26 protein-coding genes and 1 other RNA gene are annotated in these 21,310 nt (G+C 64.7%); 14 read left to right on the forward strand and 13 right to left on the reverse strand.

Annotated features, from left to right (window positions below):
• Position 1: 1 nt before the first annotated feature.
• Both IG196_RS07920 and gyrA read right to left on the reverse strand, forming a co-directional pair.
• On the reverse strand, positions 2–595 hold the full coding sequence (locus IG196_RS07920) for a DUF2059 domain-containing protein (RefSeq protein WP_225616959.1): 594 nt from the start codon (positions 593–595) through the stop codon (positions 2–4).
• Positions 592–3,237: a DNA gyrase subunit A gene (gyrA, locus tag IG196_RS07925; RefSeq protein ID WP_192195697.1), complete on the reverse strand. Its 2,646-nt coding sequence runs from the start codon at positions 3,235–3,237 to the stop codon at positions 592–594. Before gyrA ends, IG196_RS07920 begins: the two co-directional genes overlap by 4 nt.
• 224 nt (positions 3,238–3,461) lie before the next feature.
• On the opposite strand from gyrA, the gene ompA reads away from it, so the two are divergent.
• The 4 genes from ompA (at position 3,462) to ssrA (ending at position 6,040) form a co-directional block, all read left to right on the forward strand.
• Positions 3,462–4,112: an outer membrane protein OmpA gene (gene ompA / locus IG196_RS07930; protein ID WP_101492498.1), complete on the forward strand. Its 651-nt coding sequence runs from the start codon at positions 3,462–3,464 to the stop codon at positions 4,110–4,112.
• Positions 4,113–4,241: 129 nt separating this feature from the next.
• The gene (gene ubiG / locus IG196_RS07935) at positions 4,242–4,970 is read left to right on the forward strand and encodes a bifunctional 2-polyprenyl-6-hydroxyphenol methylase/3-demethylubiquinol 3-O-methyltransferase UbiG (RefSeq protein ID WP_101492497.1); all 729 of its coding nucleotides are present in this window, start codon (positions 4,242–4,244) and stop codon (positions 4,968–4,970) included.
• Positions 4,971–4,984: 14 nt separating this feature from the next.
• The gene (gene gph / locus IG196_RS07940) at positions 4,985–5,641 is read left to right on the forward strand and encodes a phosphoglycolate phosphatase (RefSeq protein ID WP_412556371.1); all 657 of its coding nucleotides are present in this window, start codon (positions 4,985–4,987) and stop codon (positions 5,639–5,641) included.
• A gap of 12 nt (positions 5,642–5,653) precedes the next feature.
• Positions 5,654–6,040, forward strand: a transfer-messenger RNA (tmRNA) gene (ssrA, locus tag IG196_RS07945).
• Positions 6,041–6,228: 188 nt separating this feature from the next.
• Here ssrA and IG196_RS07950 read toward each other — a convergent pair.
• The 4 genes from IG196_RS07950 to IG196_RS07965 are packed head-to-tail and all read right to left on the reverse strand — an operon-like array spanning position 6,229 to position 8,706.
• Entirely contained in the window at positions 6,229–6,600 is a 372-nt protein-coding gene (locus tag IG196_RS07950) for a phage protein NinX family protein (RefSeq protein WP_192195698.1), read from the reverse strand.
• Between the two features lie 5 nt (positions 6,601–6,605).
• Entirely contained in the window at positions 6,606–7,760 is a 1,155-nt protein-coding gene (locus IG196_RS07955) for a site-specific integrase (protein WP_263864231.1), read from the reverse strand.
• The gene (locus IG196_RS07960) at positions 7,757–7,984 is read right to left on the reverse strand and encodes an excisionase (protein WP_192195700.1); all 228 of its coding nucleotides are present in this window, start codon (positions 7,982–7,984) and stop codon (positions 7,757–7,759) included. Before IG196_RS07960 ends, IG196_RS07955 begins: the two co-directional genes overlap by 4 nt.
• Positions 7,981–8,706: a hypothetical protein gene (locus IG196_RS07965; protein ID WP_225616960.1), complete on the reverse strand. Its 726-nt coding sequence runs from the start codon at positions 8,704–8,706 to the stop codon at positions 7,981–7,983. Before IG196_RS07965 ends, IG196_RS07960 begins: the two co-directional genes overlap by 4 nt.
• A gap of 26 nt (positions 8,707–8,732) precedes the next feature.
• Here IG196_RS07965 and IG196_RS07970 point away from each other — a divergent pair, with 26 nt between their 5' ends.
• The 3 genes from IG196_RS07970 (at position 8,733) to IG196_RS07980 (ending at position 9,827) form a co-directional block, all read left to right on the forward strand.
• The gene (locus tag IG196_RS07970; protein WP_192195701.1) at positions 8,733–8,963 is read left to right on the forward strand and encodes a hypothetical protein; all 231 of its coding nucleotides are present in this window, start codon (positions 8,733–8,735) and stop codon (positions 8,961–8,963) included.
• Positions 8,964–8,966: 3 nt separating this feature from the next.
• Positions 8,967–9,119 carry a hypothetical protein gene (locus IG196_RS31985; RefSeq protein WP_225616961.1) on the forward strand — a complete coding sequence of 51 codons (153 nt, stop codon included), beginning with the start codon at positions 8,967–8,969 and terminating at the stop codon, positions 9,117–9,119.
• 147 nt (positions 9,120–9,266) lie between these two features.
• Complete coding sequence (locus IG196_RS07980; RefSeq protein ID WP_192195702.1) at positions 9,267–9,827, forward strand: hypothetical protein; 561 nt, start codon at positions 9,267–9,269, stop codon at positions 9,825–9,827.
• Positions 9,828–9,907: 80 nt separating this feature from the next.
• On the opposite strand, the gene IG196_RS07985 is transcribed toward IG196_RS07980, so the two are convergent.
• The 4 genes from IG196_RS07985 to IG196_RS08000 are packed head-to-tail and all read right to left on the reverse strand — an operon-like array spanning position 9,908 to position 13,873.
• Positions 9,908–10,348 carry a hypothetical protein gene (locus IG196_RS07985; protein ID WP_192195703.1) on the reverse strand — a complete coding sequence of 147 codons (441 nt, stop codon included), beginning with the start codon at positions 10,346–10,348 and terminating at the stop codon, positions 9,908–9,910.
• Entirely contained in the window at positions 10,345–12,708 is a 2,364-nt protein-coding gene (locus IG196_RS07990; RefSeq protein WP_192195704.1) for a DNA cytosine methyltransferase, read from the reverse strand. The genes IG196_RS07985 and IG196_RS07990 overlap by 4 nt, the downstream gene beginning before the upstream one ends.
• Positions 12,705–13,178 carry a hypothetical protein gene (locus IG196_RS31990; protein ID WP_225616962.1) on the reverse strand — a complete coding sequence of 158 codons (474 nt, stop codon included), beginning with the start codon at positions 13,176–13,178 and terminating at the stop codon, positions 12,705–12,707. Before IG196_RS31990 ends, IG196_RS07990 begins: the two co-directional genes overlap by 4 nt.
• Before the next feature lie 2 nt (positions 13,179–13,180).
• Positions 13,181–13,873, reverse strand: a complete 693-nt coding sequence (locus IG196_RS08000) for a hypothetical protein (protein ID WP_192195705.1) — start codon at positions 13,871–13,873, stop codon at positions 13,181–13,183.
• A gap of 17 nt (positions 13,874–13,890) precedes the next feature.
• Here IG196_RS08000 and IG196_RS08005 point away from each other — a divergent pair, with 17 nt between their 5' ends.
• From IG196_RS08005 to IG196_RS08035, 7 genes are all read left to right on the forward strand, one after another.
• Positions 13,891–14,832 carry a DUF5906 domain-containing protein gene (locus IG196_RS08005; protein WP_225616963.1) on the forward strand — a complete coding sequence of 314 codons (942 nt, stop codon included), beginning with the start codon at positions 13,891–13,893 and terminating at the stop codon, positions 14,830–14,832.
• A 287-nt stretch (positions 14,833–15,119) separates the two neighbouring features.
• Entirely contained in the window at positions 15,120–15,368 is a 249-nt protein-coding gene (locus IG196_RS08010) for a hypothetical protein (protein ID WP_192195707.1), read from the forward strand.
• Positions 15,358–16,137, forward strand: a complete 780-nt coding sequence (locus tag IG196_RS08015; protein ID WP_192195708.1) for a hypothetical protein — start codon at positions 15,358–15,360, stop codon at positions 16,135–16,137. Before IG196_RS08010 ends, IG196_RS08015 begins: the two co-directional genes overlap by 11 nt.
• Positions 16,134–16,739, forward strand: coding sequence for a hypothetical protein (locus IG196_RS08020; protein ID WP_192195709.1), 606 nt, complete (start codon positions 16,134–16,136; stop codon positions 16,737–16,739). Before IG196_RS08015 ends, IG196_RS08020 begins: the two co-directional genes overlap by 4 nt.
• 4 nt (positions 16,740–16,743) lie before the next feature.
• Positions 16,744–18,666, forward strand: a complete 1,923-nt coding sequence (locus IG196_RS08025) for a phage terminase large subunit family protein (protein WP_225616964.1) — start codon at positions 16,744–16,746, stop codon at positions 18,664–18,666.
• 49 nt (positions 18,667–18,715) lie between these two features.
• Complete coding sequence (locus IG196_RS32340; RefSeq protein ID WP_225617067.1) at positions 18,716–18,988, forward strand: Mor transcription activator family protein; 273 nt, start codon at positions 18,716–18,718, stop codon at positions 18,986–18,988.
• A gap of 47 nt (positions 18,989–19,035) precedes the next feature.
• Positions 19,036–19,215, forward strand: a complete 180-nt coding sequence (locus IG196_RS08035) for a phage head-tail joining protein (RefSeq protein WP_192195712.1) — start codon at positions 19,036–19,038, stop codon at positions 19,213–19,215.
• 355 nt (positions 19,216–19,570) lie between these two features.
• Here the strand turns inward: IG196_RS08035 and IG196_RS08040 are convergent, their stop codons facing one another.
• From IG196_RS08040 to IG196_RS08050, 3 genes are all read right to left on the reverse strand, one after another.
• Entirely contained in the window at positions 19,571–19,795 is a 225-nt protein-coding gene (locus IG196_RS08040) for a hypothetical protein (RefSeq protein WP_192195713.1), read from the reverse strand.
• Between the two features lie 553 nt (positions 19,796–20,348).
• On the reverse strand, positions 20,349–20,579 hold the full coding sequence (locus IG196_RS08045; protein ID WP_192195714.1) for a hypothetical protein: 231 nt from the start codon (positions 20,577–20,579) through the stop codon (positions 20,349–20,351).
• Positions 20,576–21,133 carry a hypothetical protein gene (locus IG196_RS08050; protein WP_192195715.1) on the reverse strand — a complete coding sequence of 186 codons (558 nt, stop codon included), beginning with the start codon at positions 21,131–21,133 and terminating at the stop codon, positions 20,576–20,578. The genes IG196_RS08045 and IG196_RS08050 overlap by 4 nt, the downstream gene beginning before the upstream one ends.
• Positions 21,134–21,310 lie beyond the last annotated feature (177 nt).

The following is a 21,310-nucleotide window of genomic DNA, read 5'->3' on the forward strand; positions in this document are numbered from 1 at the left end:
TTTACTTTGTCTTGGCGGGAGCCTTGGCGGCGGGCGCCTTGGCGGGAGCTGCGGCGGCGCCGTCGGTCGGAGCACCGAGGGCCTTGGCGACGTTGGTGTCGAGTGCGCGCATCTTGGGTTCGATGGTGGCGCGGGTGTCGGTCACCAGCTTTTCCGTCAGAGCAGTCTGCATCTTCGGGTTCAGTTCCTGGTACTTCTTGCTCAGGGGCGAGTTGATCCAGGCCAGCAGCTGCTTGAGCTCTTCTTCGGTGAAGTTCTGCTCGAGGATGGGCGTCAGGGCGCCAGGGGCGATCTGCACGGCCTTGTCGCGCACGACCGGGTAGGCGTCGTCGAAGTACTTCTTCAGTTCGGCGTCAGCGGCCTTGGCGGCGGATTCGCGCTTGGCTTCAGGCACTTGCGTCTGCAGGTACTGCGAACCGGCTTGCGCGATGGGGGCGCTCGACTGCTCGATCAGGCCGCGTGCCAGCGACTCGATGCCGGGGCGCTGGATCTCGATGAACTGCTTGATCAGCGTGGCCTTGTCCTGGGCCATGGCGGCCATGGACGAGCCGGCGAGAGCAGCGGTCAGGAGTGCGAGCTTGAGTTGTTTTTTCACTGAGGATTCTCCGTTGAAGATGTGGAAGTGTCGTCTGCGTCCGGCTCGCTTTCGCCGACCGCGTCGTTTTCGACGATGCGTTGAAGCCCGCTGAGTTTGGCGCCTTCGTCGAGCCCGATCAGCGTGACGCCTTGCGTCGCCCGACCCAGTTCGCGAATCTCGGCCACACGGGTGCGCACGAGCACACCCTTGTCGGTGATGAGCATGATCTCATCGTCCGCATGAACGAGCGTGGCGGCAACGACCTTGCCGTTGCGCTCACTCTGTTGAATCGCGATCATGCCTTTGGTTCCGCGGCCATGACGCGTGTATTCGGTAATGCTTGTGCGTTTTCCGTAACCATTTTCGGTGGCGGTGAGCACGCTCTGCTGCTCGTCCTCGGCCACCAGCATGGCGATCACGCCCTGGCCCGGTTCCAGCGACATGCCGCGCACGCCGCGGGCGTTGCGGCCCAGCGGACGGACGTCTTCTTCGTCGAAGCGCACGGCCTTGCCGTTGTCGCTGAACAGCATCACGTCGTGCTTGCCGTCGGTGAGTGCCGCGCCGATGAGGTAGTCGCCTTCATCGAGGTTCACGGCAATGATGCCGCCCTTGCGCGGGTTGCTGAATTCGTCGAGCGCCGTCTTCTTGACCGTGCCCATCGAGGTCGACATGAACACGTACTGGTCGGCCGGGAAGTTGCGCTTCTCGCCGGTGAGGGCGAGGGCGACGTTGATCTTTTCGCCTTCTTGCAGCGGGAACATGTTGACGATGGGGCGTCCGCGCGAGCCGCGCGAACCCGCCGGCACTTCCCACACCTTGAGCCAGTACAGCCGGCCGCGGTTCGAGAAGCACAGGATGTAGTCGTGCGTGTTGGCAATGAAGAGCTGGTCGATCCAGTCGTCTTCCTTCGTCGCCGTGGCCTGCTTGCCGCGCCCGCCGCGTTTTTGTGCGCGGTATTCGCCCAAGGGCTGGCTCTTGATGTAGCCGCTGTGCGAGAGCGTGACGACCATGTCGGTCGGCGTGATCAGGTCTTCGGTCGAGAGGTCGTAGGCACTGTGCTCGACCAGGCTGCGGCGGGCGCCGAGCTTGCTCTGACCGAACTCCTGCTTGATCTCGCCGAGCTCGTCGCCAATGATGATGGAGACGCGTTCGGGCTTGGCCAGGATGTCGAGCAGGTCGTCAATCTCGGCCATGACTTCCTTGTACTCGGCGACGATCTTGTCTTGCTCAAGGCCGGTCAGGCGCTGCAGACGCATCTGCAGGATTTCTTGCGCTTGCGTTTCCGACAGGCGGTAGAGGCCGTCGCCGCCCATGCCGAACTCGCGCTCGAGGCCTTCGGGGCGGTAGTCGTCGGCGTTGATCACGCCGCCGTCGGCGCGCGAGCGCGTGAGCATCTCGCGCACCAGCTTGCTGTCCCAGGCGCGGGTCATCAGTTCGGCCTTGGCGACCGGCGGTGTGGGCGATTCGCGGATGATGCGAATGAACTCGTCGATGTTGGCCAGCGCCACCGCCAGGCCTTCGAGCACGTGGCCGCGTTCGCGGGCCTTGCGCAGCGTGAAGACCGTGCGGCGCGTGACCACTTCGCGGCGGTGCTGCAGGAAGACCTGGATCAGGTCCTTCAGGTTGCACAGCTTGGGCTGGCCGTCGACCAGCGCCACCATGTTGATGCCGAAGGTGTCCTGCAGCTGCGTCTGCTTGTAGAGGTTGTTGAGCACCACCTCGGGCACTTCACCGCGCTTGAGCTCGATCACCAGGCGCATGCCCGACTTGTCGGACTCGTCCTGGATGTGGCTGATGCCTTCGATTTTTTTCTCGTGCACCAGCTCGGCCATGCGCTCCTGCAGCGTCTTCTTGTTGACCTGATAGGGCAGCTCGTCAACGATGATCGCCTGGCGCTGGCCGCGGTCGATGTCCTCGAAGTGGCACTTGGCGCGCATCACGACCTTGCCGCGGCCGGTGCGGTAGCCGTCCTTCACGCCGTTGATACCGTAGATGATGCCGGCGGTGGGGAAGTCGGGCGCCGGCACGATCTCCATCAGCTCGTCGATGCTGGCTTCAGGGTTGCGAAGCAGGTGCAGGCAGGCATCGACCACTTCATTGAGGTTGTGCGGCGGGATATTCGTGGCCATGCCGACCGCAATACCGCCGGAGCCATTGACCAGCAAATTGGGCAGCTGACTCGGTAAAACTTTCGGTTCTCTTTCAGAGCCGTCGTAATTGTCCTGAAAGTCGACAGTTTCCTTGTCGATATCGGCCAGCATTTCATGCGCAATTTTGGCCAGCCGGATTTCCGTATAACGCATTGCGGCTGCGTTGTCGCCGTCGACCGACCCGAAGTTGCCCTGGCCGTCGACCAGCATGTGGCGCATCGAGAAGTCCTGGGCCAGCCGGACGATGGTGTCGTAGACCGACTGGTCGCCGTGCGGGTGGTACTTGCCGATCACGTCACCAACGATACGGGCCGACTTCTTGTACGGCCGGTTCCAGTCGTTGTTGAGCTCGTGCATCGCGTACAGCACGCGCCGGTGCACCGGCTTGAGGCCGTCGCGGGCGTCGGGAAGGGCCCGGCCAACGATCACGCTCATGGCGTAATCGAGGTAGCTGCTGCGCATTTCCTCTTCGAGACTGATGGGCAGGGTTTCTTTGGCGAAGGAGGTCATGAGCTAGAGGCTGGCGGCAGGAAGGCGAAATTTTACGCTGTGAGGGGTGTCGCACCGCCGCAACACAAGGGCTCTATTCCGCCTCCGTCCTACGCTTCGGGGGCGTCCAGCGGCCTGTTTGCCAAAGACCCTATGGCACAATCGTCTCAACGTTTTGGGTGGTGGTCACTTAAAGCGTCCTTGATTCGCAGCGCGGCTGCGGCTTTTTCCCCAAGAGGAGAACCATGAAGAAACTGAATAAAGTGGCGATGATGTTTGCAGTCGCTGCGCTCGCCACTGCCGCCGGCGCGCAGACCCGTGTCACCGCTGCGAACGGCGGTCCTACGATCGACAACTGGCAAAACGGCACCGGCGAACTCGTCTGGAAGAACGGCACGAACGAACTGTGCTGGCGCGATGCCAACTGGACGCCCGCAACGGCTGCCGCCGGTTGCGACGGTGCTCTGGTTCCGGCTGGCCCGGCTGCTGTGGCTCCTACGCCTGGCGCTCCGGTTGCTCCGCCTCCCGCACAAGTCGCTGCTTCGAAGGTCACCTTCGCTGCTGACGCCTTCTTCGACTTCGACAAGTCGGTTCTGAAGCCTGAAGGTCGCGCCAAGCTGACCGACCTGGTCGAGAAGATCCGTGGTGTGAACCTCGAAGTCATCATCGCTGTGGGTCACACCGACTCCATCGGTACCGACGCATACAACCAGCGTCTGTCGGTGCGTCGCGCCGAAGCCGTCAAGGCCTTCCTGGTCTCGAAGGGCATCGAACGCAACCGCGTCTACACCGAAGGCAAGGGCGAGAAGCAGCCAGTGGCTGACAACCGCACCAAGGAAGGCCGCGCCAAGAACCGTCGCGTGGAAATCGAAGTGGTTGGCACCCGCGCCAACTGATCGATCGATTCCATCGACGAATGAAAACCCCGCCTCGGCGGGGTTTTTTTATGCCTGACGAAATTGCAGTCGGGCCTGACGCAAGCCCATTGCTTTCGAGTCGGGCTTTGCTCGCTTCATAATTGCCGTATGACAGAACATGTGAATGCAGACCCGGCCGAACTGGCCAAGTTTTCGGAGCTTGCGCATCGGTGGTGGGATTTGGAGAGCGAATTCCGCCCGTTGCACGAAATCAATCCATTGCGACTCGATTGGATTGACGGTATTGCGCCTATTTCGGGCCAACGTGTAGTCGATATCGGCTGTGGCGGCGGCATCCTGGCCGATTCGATGGCGCGTAAGGGTGCCGACGTGCTCGGCATCGACCTGGCGACCAAGGCGCTCAAGGTCGCCCAACTACATGCGCTTGAAGCTGGGACGCGTGGCGTCAAGTACCGCGAAGTCAGTGCCGAAGCGCTGGCGGCCGAGCAGCCCGGCAGCTTCGATGTCGTCACCTGCATGGAAATGCTGGAGCATGTGCCCGATCCGGCCTCGGTGATCCAGGCCTGCGCGACCCTCGTGAAGCCGGGTGGCTGGGTGTTCTTCTCGACCATCAATCGCAATCTGAAGTCCTTCATGCTGGCGATCGTGGGCGCCGAGTACGTCCTGGGCATGCTGCCACGCGGCACGCACGAGTACCCCAAGCTGATCCGTCCCAGTGAGCTGGCCGGCTACTGCCGCGCTGCCCGTCTGGACCTGCGCCACACACGGGGCATGGAACACAACCCGCTGACCCGGCGCTACTGGCTCAGCGCCGACACCAGCGTCAACTACCTCTTCGCGACCCAGAGGCCCGCGCTGCCGGAGGCGCACCGATGATGGGGGGAGAAAAGATGCAGGCAGTCCTGTTCGATCTCGACGGTACGCTGATCGACAGCGCACCCGATCTCGGCGCCGCCGCCGACAAGATGCGCACCGACCGCGGCCTGGCCCCGTACCCGCTGGAGCGCTACCGCCCGCTGGCCGGTGCCGGCGCCCGCGGCATGCTGGGCGTGGCGTTCGACATCACCCCCGACGCCCCCGAGTTCGACGCGCTGCGCGAAGAGTTCTACGTCGCCTACGAGCGCCGCATGCTGCTCAACACGCTCGTGTTCGACGGCGTGGCACCGCTGATCGAGGCGCTGCGCGAGCGCGGTTTGCGCTGGGGCGTGGTGACCAACAAGTCGGCCCGCTTCACCGACCCGCTGACCGGCGCGATGCCGCTCTTCGCGAGCGCGGGTGCCATCGTCAGCGGCGACACCACACCGTTCTCTAAGCCGCACCCCGAGCCGCTGCACGAGGCGGCGCGCCGCCTTGGCGTGGCGTCGGAGGCCTGCATCTACGTGGGGGACGACGAACGCGACATCATCGCGGGCCGTGCCGCAGGCATGCGGACGGTCGCCGCCACCTATGGCTACATGGGTTCATCAGAGGCCGATTCGACCCTGTGGCGGGCCGATGCTTCAATCTCTTCACCCCTTGAGCTCTTGAAGTTACTCAATAGCGCCTAAAATGGGTTGCTTGGGGCTGCACTGGTTTCGACGTGGGTTCGGAGTCGCAGCGGGGCATGTCGAGCTGAATGCGCTCGTAAAACAGATTCAAACAAACTAACTGCAAACGACGAACGTTTCGCACTCGCTGCTTAATTGCCAGTGAGCTTTGCAACAGCAGGCCGATGGGCTGGGCAAGGGGGTGACAGAGCAATCTGAATCCTCCCGGCTGCAAAGATAATTACATGGGCTGGCTCCGATCCGGGTACCTTGGGTCGGGGCGAGAAAATAGGGTGCTGGCGTCCGGTTTAGCGTGTGACTGCGCGACTCCGGAAGCGAGACTCAAATCAGATCACTAAACATGTAGAACTGCGCGATGAAGGCTTGCGGACGGGGGTTCAAATCCCCCCAGCTCCACCATCACAAACAACCGCCGCCAATGAAAGACCATTGGGGGCGGACCTCCCAAACCGTCCTGAACCGTCCCTTATTGGCGTTGGGTTCGCACGTGTTTCGCACGTAAATTCGCACGCAAGAGGCCGGTCGACGGCGCCGCCGGACGAAAAAAAGCCGGGCGGCGCCCGGCGGTGTGCTCGGCTCTTTTCGCTTCAGCTCACGGACGGCCCCAGTTTGGCCGCTACGAAGGCGCGCATGGCCGCAATCAGCGGGGTGTCAGCCATCGCAAGCACTCCATTCCCGTCAGGACCGGGGTGCCTAGCGAGCCACCGCGGCCCCGGGCCGTGTAGGGGGGATGGGTCCCACACGCACGTCAGGTTGATGTGCTCGCGCTCGATGATCGGGCCGGCCTGAGCCCAAAGCGTGGACGGGGCGTACGGCACGCCAACACCGACCAGGCGAACCCAGCCGCGGCCCTCGTGAGAGAACTTCTCCGCGCGCTGCCCATCCGCGACGGCCACCCAGTAGTCCAGTGCCAAGCCCGCCAGCTTGCTTGTTTCGATCGGTTTGGATGCTTCTGTCATGGTCATCAATCCTGCCCGACGACGCGCAGCTTGGGCGCCTTGGGCTTCTGGTAGTCCTCGGAAATGAATTTCCCGTAAATCTGGAACACCATGGTCACGTCGGTGTGCCCGAGCTGCTGGGCGACATACCAAGGATTGGTGCCGGCCGTCAAGAGTGCGCTCGCGTAGGTGTGCCGGGCCTGGTACGGGTTGCGATAGCGCACGCCGGCGCGGGTGCACAGCGGTTGCCAAAGCGTCTTGCGTACCTGCGCGTCGGTCGTCCAGGCCTTGCCGCTGCGGGGGTTGAGCCACACGTGCTCGCCGGCCAGCAGGCTGGCGGGCTTCTGCGCCTCAAGCGCGGCGATCGCGTCAGCATTCAGGTCGACGTCCCGGATCCCGGCTTCGGTCTTCGGCGCCTTTTCAGTGTGCGCCACCTGGTTTACGTCGATGCGGGCGGTGGCCGCTTTGAAGTCGATCTTCGCCCACCGCAGTGCTTGCAGCTCGCCAGGCCGGAGGCCCGTTGCGAACCAGAATTGCACCATCGGGCGTTCGTCGGCGCGCGCGTGCTTGATGAGCGTGGCGCGCTCTTCGGCGGTGAAGGGGTCAATCTCGTACTCGCTCGACTTCGAGGTCTGCTTGAGCAGCTTGGACAAGGCGATCCGGTCGAACGGGTTGAACGTGATCAGGTCGTCGTTTAGCGCGTCTTCGAACACGCTTCGCAGGGGCGTCAGCAGGTTGCGCGCAAACTTGGCCGTCACTTCCATTTCACCGATCCACGTGCGCAGGGCGCTCGGCGTGGCGGCGCTGAGTGGCTTGTCCTCCCAATGCTTCATGCGCTCGCTGTTGATCGCCTTTCTGTAGCCGTCGAGGGTGCTGGGCGACAGCTGCTTGTTCTCCACCTGGCGCTCGTAGATTTCGAGCTGGGCCTGCAGCAGCTTGCCGATCAGAATGCGACCGGCATTGCCGACGAACTGTTTCGCGCGCGGGCTGTCGGGGAAGTAGTCGGCGTAGCGGAACGTGTCGTCCTTGATCTTCCGCTGAATCTCAGAGCGCAGGCCCGACGCGTAGTTCAGTGCGCTCTTGTTGATCGGGCCAGGGGACAGCAGCTCGCGGCACTCGGTGCCGCGGTAGCTGAAAGCAATCTGGATCCGCTCTTCATGCGCGAAGGTGCGGATGCTCACGCCGCGTGGGCATGCAATTGCTGGGGCTGACTTTCCACCCATGTGTTGTACTCCTCCGGGTTGATGTACAGGTTGCCGTCGGGTCCGAGGCGGCACTGTACGCCATCGGTCCACACGCGCTTCCTACGCCTGGCGTGCACCGCGTCGGGCGTGTCGCCCGTCTCTTCGCAGTGCTTTGACAGCTTGACCCAACGATAGGTCTTCGGGGCGGTGCCGGTGCTCACGATGCGATCCTCCTGAATTCGATAACCCACACCCACGGGTTCGCCGCCCAGCTGCCGGCGCCGTTGATCTGCTCCCACAGGCTTCGATAGCTCAGCACTGGGGCCGTGTCCTTGCCCTCGGGAAACCAGTAGCCGTCGCGACCGTAGTTGCGCCACGGGCCGTTCTCAAACTGGCCTTCAATACCCTCGGCCTTGGCATCGGCCGCGCAGATGTCCTGCAGACGCTCAACACGCACGTCGGTCACCTCCAGGGTGATGCGGCTGGCCCAGCGGTACATGTGGATGCCCGGCTTCCAGCCCTGCCGCATGTTGTCGTCGGCGTCCAGGTATTCCGGCCGCGGGCCGCCGTCGGCCGCATAGCGGCAGTACTCGGGCTTCTGGAAGGGGAGCATGTTTCCGCCCTGGCGTTCGTAAACGTCTCCATCCACGAGTGGACCTTGCCACGCTTCGCGCACCCACAGCCGGTCGCTGGGCTGGCCGTAAACGGTGTTCGTGAAGTCGCCGCTATTGATCTCGCCGGCCAATTCGTGCGGCACCAGGTCGCAGCCCCAGCGGCGATCCTTGCGAGGCTTGACCACGCGCCGCGTCTGCGTCTTCGTGCCGTCAAGTAACGCACGCACCATGGGTGCGGAAAAAAGAATCGGGCGTTCACGCGGCGTTGCACTCGCGGGCGCCCTGTGCAGTGGGCACAGTTGGGTGCTGTAAATGGTCGGTGGCATCATGTGGGGCTCACTGCAAAGGGATCGCCATGTCGAGAGAACAGGTCACGGCTCAAAAGATGTTGGAACTGCTCAACGAGGTGCTGCGCGAGCAGAAGGGCTACCGCCCCGAGATGGAGTTCCTCGCGTCGCCGCCTGGCAGTAGCGGCGTCGGGATTTGGGGAACCGACACGAGCACGCCCTACACCGAGAGCGACACCTATCGCGATGCGGAGCGCATCGTGCATGAGATGTACGAGTTCGACCCGCACAAGGAGTGAGGTTTGGGCAAGCCGGCCTGCACCGCCGTGCAGCTGCACCGGATGCTGGTCGAGCGCATCGAGGCGGTTCCTGATCTGAAGGTCCAGGGGGCGGACGTGCGCCGAGGCTGCGTGCTGGGCACGGGCAGCGACAACGAGGTCGGCGGCCCAAACTGAACGGTGCCGGTGCTGACTGACCGTGTCACGCATCGTGCCGACATCGGGCCAATTATTCGCCAGATGCAGGGGCAATTCGACCTCGAGGATTGAAGCGGGCGCGGCCTCGCCGCGCGCTACGATGCGCGCCAAACGAGGAGAACTGATATGCCTGCGCCCGAGTATTGCTTCCTGTGGATCGACTGGTGGCCGTTGTGTATGACCAAGGCTGAATGGTCTGGTTGGATGCAAGCGATCTTCTCGGTCGCGGCGATCGCTGCAGCCGGTGCTTTCGCAATGCTGCCTATTCGCGCCGCGCGGCAGGATCAACTCGATGCACGGAGAGACAGCATGCTTTCGTTGGTCTCCGTTGTTGCGACCTTGGCGCGTCTCCTGTCTCTGGAAATCGAGGCAAGGGCATCGCGGCTGGACAACAGCATGGATGAAACTGCGCGCGACGCTTTCCTGTCCGGTGATCCATTCGTTGACATTTTCGCTGCCGCCTACGCAATCCCGTTGCATGAACAGCCAGAAGAGGCACAAGTGCGCCTCGTCTTCGCTCTGCGCAAGCTCGTGAGCACAGCGAGAGACGTGCATTCCGGTATTGCAAAGGAACTCAACTCCAGCCTGGGCGACTTTTTGATAGCCCGGCAGCCCTTCGCACTCGTACTGGAAGGTCTCGATCACCTCGAGAAAAATTGCAAGAAGCGAGCGGCGGAGTTGAGGTAAAGCCAGCGGTGCTTCCGTCACCGGAGTGACCTGCGCAGTGACGCGGATCATGTGGCGGCTGTCATTCTTCAGCCTGACACTCATTGCTGTGCTCCTTCGGCAGCGCCTTGACGACGCATGCGTGCGATCGATGCCGTCATGGCCTCGCGCATCTGTTGTGGGGTGCTGTTGCGCACCATTTCCTCGTAGACCTCGAGGCCTACGGCCATCGCCAGCAGGCCTGGGCCGTCGAATCCATACCGGCCATGGCGGCCTCGGATGTCGTCGCATCGGATGAGCGCGTCGCGTGCGGCCAGCATGGGCGCGACGCACGCCTGGTCAATCTGCTCGGCTCGCACCACGCCGACGTTGATCGCGGCCGCCAATCGGTCGAACAGATCGTCGTCGGTGCTGCCGGCCTTCAGGTCGCCGAAGGCGCTGTAGAGCTTCGCCATCACGTCATCGGCCACGGACCGCGCCATGGGCTGGCGCGCGGCGATGGTCTCGGCCCAGTTGGTGGGATTCGCGCTGCGCCGCTTCATGCCGCGACCCGCCCATAGATGCGCGACTCGTGCGCGAAGTTGGCTCGTACCAACGCCTCGGCCTGCGCCGGCGCCACGCTGTTGCCGCACATACGTACCTGCGCGGTGGCGCTGAGCTTGATGCGCGGCACGGCCAGCGGGTCAGCCGCCTGCACGCCGCCCTTGAACAGCAGCGCCGGGTCGGGAATCTCGTGAATGACGTAGTCGGCCGGGAAGCTCTGCGCGAGGAAAAGCTCGGGCGCCTTGAGCATGCGCAGCGTGATGTCCACCAGCACCCACCACTGGCCGTCGTGCAGCATCAGCACCAGATCGGCCGGCTCCGAGAACTGCTCGGGCAGGTGCTCGTGCAGCAGGGCGGCGCACTGCTTGGCGCGCTCGCGTAGCTCCGGCGCCAAGCAGTCGGCGGGCACCTGCTCGACCTCGACCAGGCCCATGCGCCCCTTCGTTGGCAGCGTGTGCATCGGCTCGGCGAGGCCTTGCCACTGGCCACCGTTGCTGTAGTACTTCACGCAGTAGGCGGCGATTAGGCGCTGGTGGCTGACCGATGCAGTGATGGTGGACATCGGGGCGTCGACGGTGCGCCCGTCCCCCTCGTAGAAGCCGCCGTAGGCTTGCTCAAGGCAAGCCGCTACGAGCGCCTGCTCGCCGCGGTGGGCGCCGGTGATGGTGCGCAGCGGCTCGGCCGCGTCGTTGCCCGCGCGTTCGCCGTGGTGCGTCAGGTGCGTGAGGTGGACCGCTGCGACCGCGCTGGTCGCGCCGCTGGCCGTCACGGTGTTGAGCGGCTGCTCGACGCTGCGCACGCCGTGGCTGAATCGCTTCGTGCCGTCCTTGCCTTCCCCATGGCCTGCGTCGACCAGGTGCGCGGCCACGATGCCAAGCGGTACGCTGCCGCCCGGGCGCTTGATGAAGCTGTTCGCCGTCACCGTGTGCAGCGGCTCCTGAATGTCGTGGCCCACGCTGTTCGAGCGAAACTTCGTGATGAACGCGCCTTCAACCACGGCATGCTTCACGCCGCCAGCCACCACGGTGCCGAGCGGCTGGTGAATGTCCAACGCGCGCGGCTCTTGGCCGGCGCGCTCGCCATAGCCGATGGTCACCAAGCTGGCGCTGGCCATCGCGTGGTGCGTGCCGCCAGCCGACACGGTCGAAAGCGGCTGCGCAACGTCGTCACCCTGCAGGTGGCTTTCCTCTGTGCCGCGCAGCGGAGTGAGCACCGGTGCAACTACTGCGTGGTGCGTGCCGGTCGTGACGGTCGCCAGCGGCGCCGATGCGGGTGCGCCGGGGTGGCCGGTCGTGTTGGTCATCACCATGGGCGACAGAGTCGGTGCCACCACCGAGAAGTGGCCGCCCTTCACCTGCGCGCAGATCGTGCGCAGCGGCTCGTCGGCGGCCATGTTGCGCTGATTGCTGGCGTTGGCGTGCTCGCTTACGAACGGGGCGAGCACAGGCTGCGCCACGCACGAGTCGGCCTTCGCGGTGATGGTCTGCAACGGCGCGCCGGTCGAGCGCGCGGGAGACTGACCCATGCGACCGCCCACGCCGACGATGAACGGCTTCGGGCTGGTCAGCACATGCCGCCACAGCCCCTTTGCCACGCGGCGCAGGGTGTTCACGGCCAGTTCGCGATCGCGGCCGAAGATGCTGCGCGCCGGCAGATTGAAGTCGATGCACTCGGCGGCCGAGCGCCATGGCAGCAGCTTGCCTGCGAGCACCTCGGGGCTGACCGGGTTGCCGTGAGTCGCGTCGGGCCAGCAGATCGGCAGGCCGTCGCGGCGGGCCACCAGGAATAGGCGCTTGCGGATGGTGGGTGCACCGTGGTCGCAGGCGCGCAGCTCGCGCCATTCGACCTTGTAGCCGTGCGCACGCAGCTGGCGGACGAAGCTCTCAAAGGTCTTGCCCTTGCGTGCGGGGTCAGGCCGGGCGGTGCCGTCGGCACCCACCAGCAGCGGGCCCCACGTCGTGAATTCTTCGACGTTCTCCAGCATCAGCACGCGCGGCTTGGTCAGCGCCACCCAGCGCATTCCGACCCATGCCAAGCCGCGGATGTGCTTCGCCACTGGCGTGCCGCCCTTGGCCTTGCTGAAATGCTTGCAGTCGGGCGAGAGCCAGACCAGTGCCACTGGCTGGTTGCGCGTGACCTTGATCGGGTCTACCTCCCACACGCTCTCCAGCAGGTGCTGGGTCAGCGGGTGGTTCATGGCGTGCATCGCCAGCGCCTCGGGGTCGTGGTTGATGGCAATGTCCACCGGACGGCCGAACGCGGCTTCGAGGCCGGTGGACGTGCCGCCACCGCCAGCGAAGTTGTCGATGATCAGCTCGTGCGGGAAGTCGAGCTGCAGAGTGAAGTCGTCGCGCTTCATGCGGGTTCGCTCCATGCGAGTGCTGAGTCGAACGCCACCACCGCACCGTTGCGATAGTGCAGGCGGCCACCCATGCGGCTCGGCAGAGCGAAGGCGTCCATGGCGCCCGGGCGGCCGTTGTAGGGCCGCAGCTCGGTGCCCGTGTAGAGGCCCTTGGTCGTCAGATGAGCGGTGCGCGGCGCCGCGATGGGCGGTACGTGGCTGCTACCGGTCAGGCGATGCCTGAAGCCACCGTCGTAGGCATTCAGGCGCTCGCGGCCGGTCGCGCTGATGCTGTAGAGCGTGGTGCGCGTGCGATCGAGGCGGCGCGCGGCTTGGCGCATGATCAGGCCGGCGGCGTGCAATTGGTCGAGCTGCTCGGCCACCGCGCGGCCGTGGGCCTTTGCAATGGTCGAGGGCTCGCAGAGGTCGGCTTGAGCCACCGTGCGCAGCACGGCCGCCAGTTCTTCGGTGAGGACGGACGGCATCATGGTCAGGCGCTCACAGTCAGAGATACGTGCGCCGGGTCCAGCCCGCACTCGCGCGCGACGAACTCGGTGAGCACCACGCCCTGCAGGTGGCGCACGTCGTGGCTGTTCGCTATCACCGCGTCGGGTTTGAAGCGTCCGCCGTCGGTGGCGCTGATGTGCGCGCCTTCGGCGCTGCCGTTGCAGCCCGGACGGGTCACCTGCCAGAGCTTGCCGCCCGCGGCGCGCAGCGTGTCGGCCTCGTTGTCGAAGCGGACATCGGTGATGACGAAGCGCGACTCGCCGTCGCGTTGGTAGCCGACCACGCGCGAGGCCATGATGCGGGTCCAGTAGCGGTCGTGCTGGGCGCGGCGGTACTCCGTGCCCCACCATTGCAGGATCTGCCGCGGTGCGCGCGGTTCGTCCAGCCACTCATTGCTGAGCGGCGTGCGGTGGTCGGGTGCCGCAACGCTGAGTGACAGCACCACGGCGGCGAGGAAGTCGCGCGGCGCGCGGCGCATGCACAGCGCCATCGTGGGCCGGTGCTTGGCTGCCGGGTCAGCCAGGTCGCTGGCCAGCACGCCGAAGCCCTCGGCCACCTCGGCGCGCAGCGCGTCGGCGAATGCCAGCTTGCGAAAGCGCGCGTGCGCAACCAGCAGGTCTGCGACCGTGTCTTTTCCGGCGCCTGCGAAGCCGGTGAGGCCGAGGATGTGCTGCATCGCGTCAGGCCTTGCCGATGAGGACCGTGTACCCGATCCAGCACCCCGGCGCGAAGATGAAAACGACGCTCGTGCTGCACGGGCCGCAGGGCACCGGCAAGAACATGTTCTTCGAAGCGCTGATGGCGATCTACGGGCGCTACGGCCGCGTCATCGACCAGAGTGCGATCGAAGACAAGTTCAACGACTGGGCCAGCCGCAAGCTGTTCCTCATCGCTGACGAAGTGGTGGCGCGGTCCGACCTCTACCACGTCAAAAACAAACTCAAGGCGTTCATCACCGGGGACTGGATCCGCATCAACCCGAAGAATTTCTCGGCCTATGACGAACGCAACCACGTCAACCTGGTGTTCTTGAGCAACGAGACGATGCCGGTGGTGCTCGAGCAGGACGACCGGCGGCACGCCGTCATCTGGACGCCCGAGAAGCTGAGCCGCGAGTTCTACCGCGACCTGCTCGTGGAGCTGGACAACGGCGGCGCCGCGGCGCTGCACGACTACCTGCTGCATGTCGACCTGGGCGACTTCACCGAAGGCACGCTGCCACCGATGACCGAGGCCAAGCGCGAGTTGATCGACCTCAGCATGGACAGCCCGAGCCGCTTCTTCAAGGCGTTCGAGTCGGGCGAGATCGACGGCTTTCCCGCGAAGAACGCGCCGAAGCTGCTGAGCCCGATGCTGCCCCTCGACCTCTACGCCTTGTACGGGGCCTGGTGCCATCGCGTGGGCCTCAAGGCGCTGCATCAACCGCGGTTCGCGAGCGAGCTGATGCGCAAGCACGGCGCCAAGACCTTGTCGAAGCGCTACGACCTCGGCGTGGGCGTGAAGGGCCCGTCCGGCGTCACGTTCCTGCCCGGTGGCGCTGAGTGTCCGGTCGGCGAGCACGAGCCGACGTGGATCGGTGACAGAGCGCGCGCCTTCAAGGACTCGCTCAAGGCGTTCCGCGAAGGGGGGCATTGATGTCGCAGGCGTCGTTCGTCCAATTCGGTGAGGCATGTGAGCCATCTGTGAGCCATGGTGTGAGGCAAGAAAACTCAATGAAATCAACGCTTGTGAGGTATGTGAGGCATCCGAGCCTCACCCGCCCATGTGTGCGCATGCATGGGTGCGTGCGCACACCCGCATGCACGTGCACCCGCCTGCATGCCTCACATACCTCACATACCCCACACGCCAATGCCGACAGGCACTTACGTGCGCACCCATGCCCCACACCACCCCCCACATGCCTCACAAAAAAGGATGAGATGGACGGAGAAGTGATTTCGAAGGTGATCCGCTGCACGGAGGCGAATGCGGCGGAGTTCGTCGCCTTGGTCAATGGGTGGCCGGAGCTGAAGGCGCTGGTGCGCAGCCTGCGCGATGAGGGCCTGTTCCTGGGCTTGCGCGGCCTGCAGGTGACGCTCACTGGTGCGCCGGAATGGGTGGCGCAAGGCCCAGCTGCAGTCGGATCCGATGATGCGGATAGGCCGGGGGGAGACGAGCATGCGCATTGACCTCAAGCTCGACGGGCTCGGCGCCACTCGCAAAACCCTGGATCGGCTGAGCGGCCCACAGGCGCGCCAGGCCTACGCAGCAGCGCTGAACGATGCCGCCTACCAGGTGCGTCGCGTCATGCGCAACGAGATGCTGAGCGTTTTCGACCGCCCGACACCCTACGTTGTCAACAGCGTGTACGTCCGCCAAGCCACGCCGGAGCGGCTCGAAGCGACCATCGAACCGACCTACTACGGGGGCAAGGGCATCGACCCGCAGCGCATCCTGCAGGCGCAGTCGTTCGGCGGCACGCGCCGCGATAAGCGCAGCGAGGTGGCGTTGCGGCGCGCTGGCATCTTGCCGTCGGGCTACCAGACGGCCATTCCCCGCAACCCGTACCCGGGCAGCGACGATGGCCGGGGCAATCTGCGTGGCGCGTTCATCGTCCAGCTCATCAGCTACTTCCAGGCCTTCGGCGAGCAGGGGTACCGGGCCAATATGCGGGCAAGCCGAAAGGCTGCGATTCATGCTGGCAGCGCGCGGCAGGCTGGGCGCCGCTACTTCGTGGCGTCGGGTCGACTGCGCAGCGGCAAGACGGCGCACCTTGCGCCGGGCATCTGGGCGGCGAGCGGCACCGGCGGCGTGGATGTCCGACCTGTGCTCATGTTCGTCCGAGCAAGTGCATATCGCATGCGACTCAGCATGGACAACGTGTCCAGGAAGGCCGGCACCGATGAGTACCTGCAGCGACGCCTGCGTTATCGCATCCGGCAGGTGGCGGGGGAATGAACGTGGCGGAATCCAACCTGATGACCGTCTCCGCGTTCTCGGTGCACTTGGGCTATGGCCGGACCTATGGCTACCAGCTGCAGAAAGAAGGGCGTCTCGTGATGGCGGAGGACGGCAAGCGCGTGCTGGTCGCCGAGAGCATCGAGCGCGTGCGCGCCACCGAAGACCCGAGCAAGCAGGGCGTGGCGGGCCGCCACGCCCAGGCACGACGCGAGCGAGCTGAATCCGCGCCGGTATCGTCGCCATCTTCGCGACCAGCGCTCGACGATGACCGCGAGCCTGCGGCGCCAGGCGGAGACGGGCCGGTGCCGCCTGGCTTCGACTTTCAGGGGTCGAAGGCGAAGCGGGAACACTTCGCGGCGCTTGAGGCGGAGGCCTCCTATCGCGCGCGGGTGAAAGAGCTGCTCGAGGCGAGCGAAGTGCGCGCCGTGATCAACGAAGTGATGACCGTGCTGCGGACTTCCATCGAGGGCATCGCGCACCGTGTTGCGCCCGCGCTGGCGGCGGAAGTGGATGAGGCGGTCGTGCGCTCGACTCTGAACGCCGAGATCCGACATGCGCTGGAGACGGCGTCCAGCGGTCTCTCGAAGCTGGGGCGCTAGGCAGGTGGAAGCACAGAGCCTCTACCAAACCGCCGCACGCGCGATCCAGCCGCGGCGGCCGAAGACCGTCTCGCAGTGGGCAGATGAGCATCGCATCCTCAGCAGCAAGGCGAGCTCGTTGCCCGGCCCTTGGGTCACGGCACGCAGTCCGATGCTGCGCGAGCCGATGGACTGCATGAGCGCCAGCAGCCCGGTGCGCGAGATGGTTTCCGTGCTGCCGATCCAGTTCGGCAAGAGCGAGATCGAGACCAACATCATCGGCTACACGATGTGCGAGGACCCGGGTCCGATCATGGTCGTGCTGCCGGGTGAGGTCTCGATGAACAAGTTCATCAACCAGAAGCTCAACCCGTTGCTGGAGGAAACGCCCGCGTGCGCGGACGCGCTGACGTCGACGGCATCGCGCAACTCGAGCAACACGCGCGGCTTCAAGGACTTCGCCGGCGGCCAGCTCTACATGGAGCACACCGGCAACGCGAAGCGGCTCAAGTCGACCAGCGCCAAGATGGTGCTGGTCGATGAATACGACAGCGTCGCGTCGAGCCTGCCGACGGGCGACGACCCCGACGCCTTGCTCGATGGGCGCAACAGCGCGTTCCCGGCGAACTCAAAGCGGGCATCGGTCGGCACCCCCGAATTCAAGGGGCTGTCCCGGCTCGAAGCGAAGTACGAGAAGTCCGACCAGCGCCTGTATCACGTGCCGTGCCCGAACTGCGAGCACATGCACCCGCTCACTTGGGAGGCATTCCATTGGTCGGTGGGCCCGGATGGCCGCGTGACGCGCGCCTGGTGCACCTGCCCCGAGTGCGGCGCGGACATCGAGGAACACCACAAGGACCGGATGGTGGATCGCGGCGAGTGGGTCGCGCGCTACCCTGAGCGCAGCATCCGCGGTTATCGCGCCAATTTTCTGTACTACCGTTTTGCCCTGGGCCCCCGCTGGGCAGAGATGGCCCAGGTGTGGGTTGACGCGCAGGGCGACATCGCCGCGATCAAGACCTTCGTCAACGATCGACGTGCCGAAGCGTGGGAAGACCCGGCCATGCGCGCGGTCAAACAGAACGCGATCGCTGAGCGCGCCGAGCCGTATCGCTTGCGTCACGCGCCGGCCGGCGTGCTGGTGGTCACCGCGGGCGTGGACACGCAGGACAACCGCCTCGCCGTGCAGCTTGTCGGCTGGGGGCGCGGCATGGCGTTCTGGGTGATCGACTACATCGAATTGATGGGCGACCCCGCAGACGATGCCGTGTGGGTCAGCCTCACCGAGCTACTCAACAAACCCATCGCACACGATTGCGGCGCCACGCTGCGTGTCGAGGCCGTGGCCATCGACATGATGGGCCACCGCACCGAGGCGGTGAAGGACTATGCGCGTCGCCGGCTCACGCGGAGGCCCATGGCAATCTATGGCGCGAAGCACAACAACGCGCCCACCATCGGCAAGGGAAAGCTCTCCGATGTCGACTGGCGTGGTCGCAGCGACAAGCGCGGTGTCATGACCTACCAGGTGGGCACGGTGGCGATTAAGCACTGGCTTTTCGGTCGCCTCTCCACGGACGCCGATCGCACGTCCGAGCAGCGACTTACCCATTTCAGCGATGAACTGGACCCGATGTATTTCGCAGGGCTCGTGAGCGAGACCTACGACCCGCGCAAGAACGCCTTCGTCAAGCGGCGTGGAGCGCGCAACGAACCCCTGGACACGTGGGGCTACGCCTATGCGGCCGCGCACCACCAGGAGCTGCGCCTCCACCGCTGGACCGGTGTGGACTGGCAAAGAGCAGCAGATCGTCTGCACGAGCGTGCCGGTACCGCCGACCAGGCGGCGCAGCCAGCATCCCCGGCTCCGCCTGATCAAAGCCGCCCAGTAACACCGCGCGCCTCGCGCACCGACTCATCCGAATGGAGCTTTGAACGCCGTGATTGAACCCCGTGATGAGGGCGCAACGCTACGCCACGATGTGCTGTGCATCTTGGTGGAGTGCCACCGAGAAAGAGGGCTCGCGGTCTTCCGCGATGACGTTCCACGTGAAGCCATTGACGCCCTTGCCGATGCCGTGGCCAGGCGTCTGGGACCGCGCATTGGTGGACGCTACGTGCCGAAGCGCGACGAGCGTGCCGCCCGCGACGCCGCAGTGTGGGCGGCGTTCACGGGCAGGAACTTCGAGGACGTGAGACGCCAGTTCGGAATTTCCCGACGGCTCCTGTATTCCATCCTCGCGCGGAGGCGTCGGCCGGCTGTTGAATAGTGCAGGATTTTTGAGATTTTGCACAAGGCCCCGGGCACGCTTGCCCGATGGCATTCACCGCACAAGATCTCGCCGCCATCGACGCTGCCATCAGTAGCGGCGAGCTCACCATCCGCGCCGCCGATGGGCGCCAGGTCACCATGCGCAGCGTGGCCGAGCTGCTGCAGGCTCGCGAAGTCGTCACGAATGGCATCGCTGACGCCAGCGGTTCTGCGCAGCGCATGTAGACCAGCGCTATGCCAGCTACTTGGTGAAATCCGGGAAGTAGCCTTGGTCGTACTCGCAATGGCACTCGGCCTCAGTGGTCCGCGTGTGATGAGTGCCTTCGAAAGTGCCCGCAGAAATGCCACCCCAGCCCGAAGCCGAAGAAGATCCCGGTGGCTAGTACCAGCGCGAAAGCCCTCAAGTACTCGATAGGCCCGTAGAAAATGCCCATGGCAATGTCCTTTCTCTTTCTTAGTGGTTCGTAGTTCAGGTCTTTGAGCCCCAGAAGCACAAGCCCCGGCCCCTTGAGAGGAGCCGGGGCTTGTGCCGTCTGGAGGAAGCAATGGGAGGTGGCCGACCGCGAACGGTTCGCCGCATTTAGCGTGGCTTGCTTCGAATAGGGTCTTCATGTGGCGACTGAAGTTGTCGCAACCGCGCCTCCTCTGCGGTCGCGCGCCACACCGCGTCCCGTCGAAACGGATCGGTTTGCTTGCGCTCCAGCATCACGCGATCCACCCGTTGAAAAAACTCCTCGTCGAGCGCGAGCACCTCTATATGGCTGGTCGTGACCGGTGCTGTAGCTTCGTCCGGCAGTCTTCTCATGAGGGACTCCCCTCGAAGAAAATCGTCTGCACGCGCCTGGCACCTGCCCCGTGGGCCGGGAAGCCCACGATGCGCAAGGTGTCAGGTCACCTGCCTGGTTGTGCCGCCACAGCGCCCGGCGCCGCAGCGTGCGAATCTGCGCCAGCAGCTCATCGAAGGTGCTGCCTCGGACGCCGGCAGACACGGCGCGCCAATGCAACGCCAGCGGTCCGCTCTCCGCATAGCAGCCGTTGCGTTGAAACCCACAATCCGGCGGACAGGAGTTCGCGCTCGTCGTCGTGACCGCCATCGGGCCGGTCTTGGCGTTGCGGCTGACGCGCGTGAAGTGATACGTGAAAGGTGCTGAGAGTGGTTCCGAGGATGTTGCCGACGCGGCGTGCGAGGTCGAAACACCGCGCGAAATCGTGGTGATCAAGTTGTTCTCCTTCGAGGGGTAGGTGCTGCCATCGCGAGCACGAGGCGCGCAGCCTTTCCCGCATAGCCCCCATGGGCTCAGAGGGGCGTGGCGCGCGGAAGTGGATGGCTTTGAGAGCCCAGGGAAACCCTGGCGGGTTTATTCGTCGAAGCGTTGCTTGAGCTTTTGCTGCACCTCGATGGCACAGCCATGCCAGGCGTGCCCGCTGACCAGGCTGGTATCCAGCGATTCGGGATCGGTGGCTGCCACCCTCTGCGCGAACTGAGTCAATGCCTGCAGTACGAAGGCCTGGATCAACGCTCCATGCGCGCTGAACTCCATCAAGTCCACGACGAACTCGACGTTGGTCTGATGGCGGACTTGCTTCATGCCGGCGCCTCCTGCTTCGCCGCCATGGCGATCGCAGGCGCCACAGCCGCCGCTGCCAACACCGTTGCCTGCCGCAGCTGCCTGGCCTTCATCCGAAAGATCAGCCCATCCTCGCGTTGCACTTCCCATCCACGGCGGCCCAGACTGTGCTGCAGCTCGTAGATGCATCCGTCGTACGACACGCGCAGGCCTTGCCTTATGGCGGCTCGCTTGGCTGCTCGATTCGCATGAAACTCGCGCACCTTTTCGCGCCAGGAGCCCGCGTGGGGCCCGACTGGGGGATCGGCATGATCGAGAAAGGCCAATGGGCAATCGAAGTAGTACGGACCGCAGCTCTCGTCCATGTTCTTCACAGCTGCTTGGCCATTTCTGCAATCGATGAGGGTCAGGCCGATCCAGATCCGTCCGGTGTGTTCACCCGAGCGGGTCTGCGCAAGAAACCACAGGCGGTTGCCGATCGAGCGGTGAGCGAGCACCACGGCGAAGCCCTCCACGTTCTGCAGCTCGTCATGGACGGCCTGCTCTTTGGAGGCTCGGTAGAAGATGCTTCCCATATCAGTCGCTCCTGTTGGCTGGGCGAAGCTTGGCGACCCTGGCAGAAAGTCGGCGGAAGGAGGGGCCGGGCGCAAGCCCGGCGTTGGTTGTCGTGAGATAGATGTGGTTAGGCATGAGGCAGACGTAAAAAAGCCCGCGTAAAGCGGGCTCGTGGGTTGAATAGGGAAATTCCGGGC

Origin of the sequence: Variovorax sp. 38R, assembly GCF_014843395.1 — a bacterium.
GTDB classification, from domain to species: Bacteria; Pseudomonadota; Gammaproteobacteria; order Burkholderiales; family Burkholderiaceae_C; genus Variovorax; species Variovorax paradoxus_H.

Coding starts and splice junctions, on each gene's coding strand:
- gyrA (WP_192195697.1), bottom strand. CDS start 3,237: ATGACCTCCTTCGCCAAAGAAACCCTGCCCATCAGTCTCGAAGAGGAA.
- IG196_RS07950 (WP_192195698.1), bottom strand. CDS start 6,600: ATGACAGAAGCATCCAAACCGATCGAAACAAGCAAGCTGGCGGGCTTG.
- IG196_RS08015 (WP_192195708.1), top strand. CDS start 15,358: ATGCGCATTGACCTCAAGCTCGACGGGCTCGGCGCCACTCGCAAAACC.
- IG196_RS08020 (WP_192195709.1), top strand. CDS start 16,134: ATGAACGTGGCGGAATCCAACCTGATGACCGTCTCCGCGTTCTCGGTG.
- IG196_RS07985 (WP_192195703.1), bottom strand. CDS start 10,348: ATGAAGCGGCGCAGCGCGAATCCCACCAACTGGGCCGAGACCATCGCC.
- IG196_RS08045 (WP_192195714.1), bottom strand. CDS start 20,579: ATGAAGCAAGTCCGCCATCAGACCAACGTCGAGTTCGTCGTGGACTTG.
- ompA (WP_101492498.1), top strand. CDS start 3,462: ATGAAGAAACTGAATAAAGTGGCGATGATGTTTGCAGTCGCTGCGCTC.
- ubiG (WP_101492497.1), top strand. CDS start 4,242: ATGACAGAACATGTGAATGCAGACCCGGCCGAACTGGCCAAGTTTTCG.
- IG196_RS07990 (WP_192195704.1), bottom strand. CDS start 12,708: ATGAAGCGCGACGACTTCACTCTGCAGCTCGACTTCCCGCACGAGCTG.
- IG196_RS08000 (WP_192195705.1), bottom strand. CDS start 13,873: ATGCAGCACATCCTCGGCCTCACCGGCTTCGCAGGCGCCGGAAAAGAC.
- IG196_RS31990 (WP_225616962.1), bottom strand. CDS start 13,178: ATGATGCCGTCCGTCCTCACCGAAGAACTGGCGGCCGTGCTGCGCACG.
- IG196_RS08050 (WP_192195715.1), bottom strand. CDS start 21,133: ATGGGAAGCATCTTCTACCGAGCCTCCAAAGAGCAGGCCGTCCATGAC.
- IG196_RS08040 (WP_192195713.1), bottom strand. CDS start 19,795: ATGAGAAGACTGCCGGACGAAGCTACAGCACCGGTCACGACCAGCCAT.
- IG196_RS08010 (WP_192195707.1), top strand. CDS start 15,120: ATGGACGGAGAAGTGATTTCGAAGGTGATCCGCTGCACGGAGGCGAAT.
- gph (WP_412556371.1), top strand. CDS start 4,985: ATGCAGGCAGTCCTGTTCGATCTCGACGGTACGCTGATCGACAGCGCA.
- IG196_RS08005 (WP_225616963.1), top strand. CDS start 13,891: ATGAGGACCGTGTACCCGATCCAGCACCCCGGCGCGAAGATGAAAACG.
- IG196_RS08035 (WP_192195712.1), top strand. CDS start 19,036: ATGGCATTCACCGCACAAGATCTCGCCGCCATCGACGCTGCCATCAGT.
- IG196_RS07965 (WP_225616960.1), bottom strand. CDS start 8,706: ATGATGCCACCGACCATTTACAGCACCCAACTGTGCCCACTGCACAGG.
- IG196_RS07970 (WP_192195701.1), top strand. CDS start 8,733: ATGTCGAGAGAACAGGTCACGGCTCAAAAGATGTTGGAACTGCTCAAC.
- IG196_RS07980 (WP_192195702.1), top strand. CDS start 9,267: ATGCCTGCGCCCGAGTATTGCTTCCTGTGGATCGACTGGTGGCCGTTG.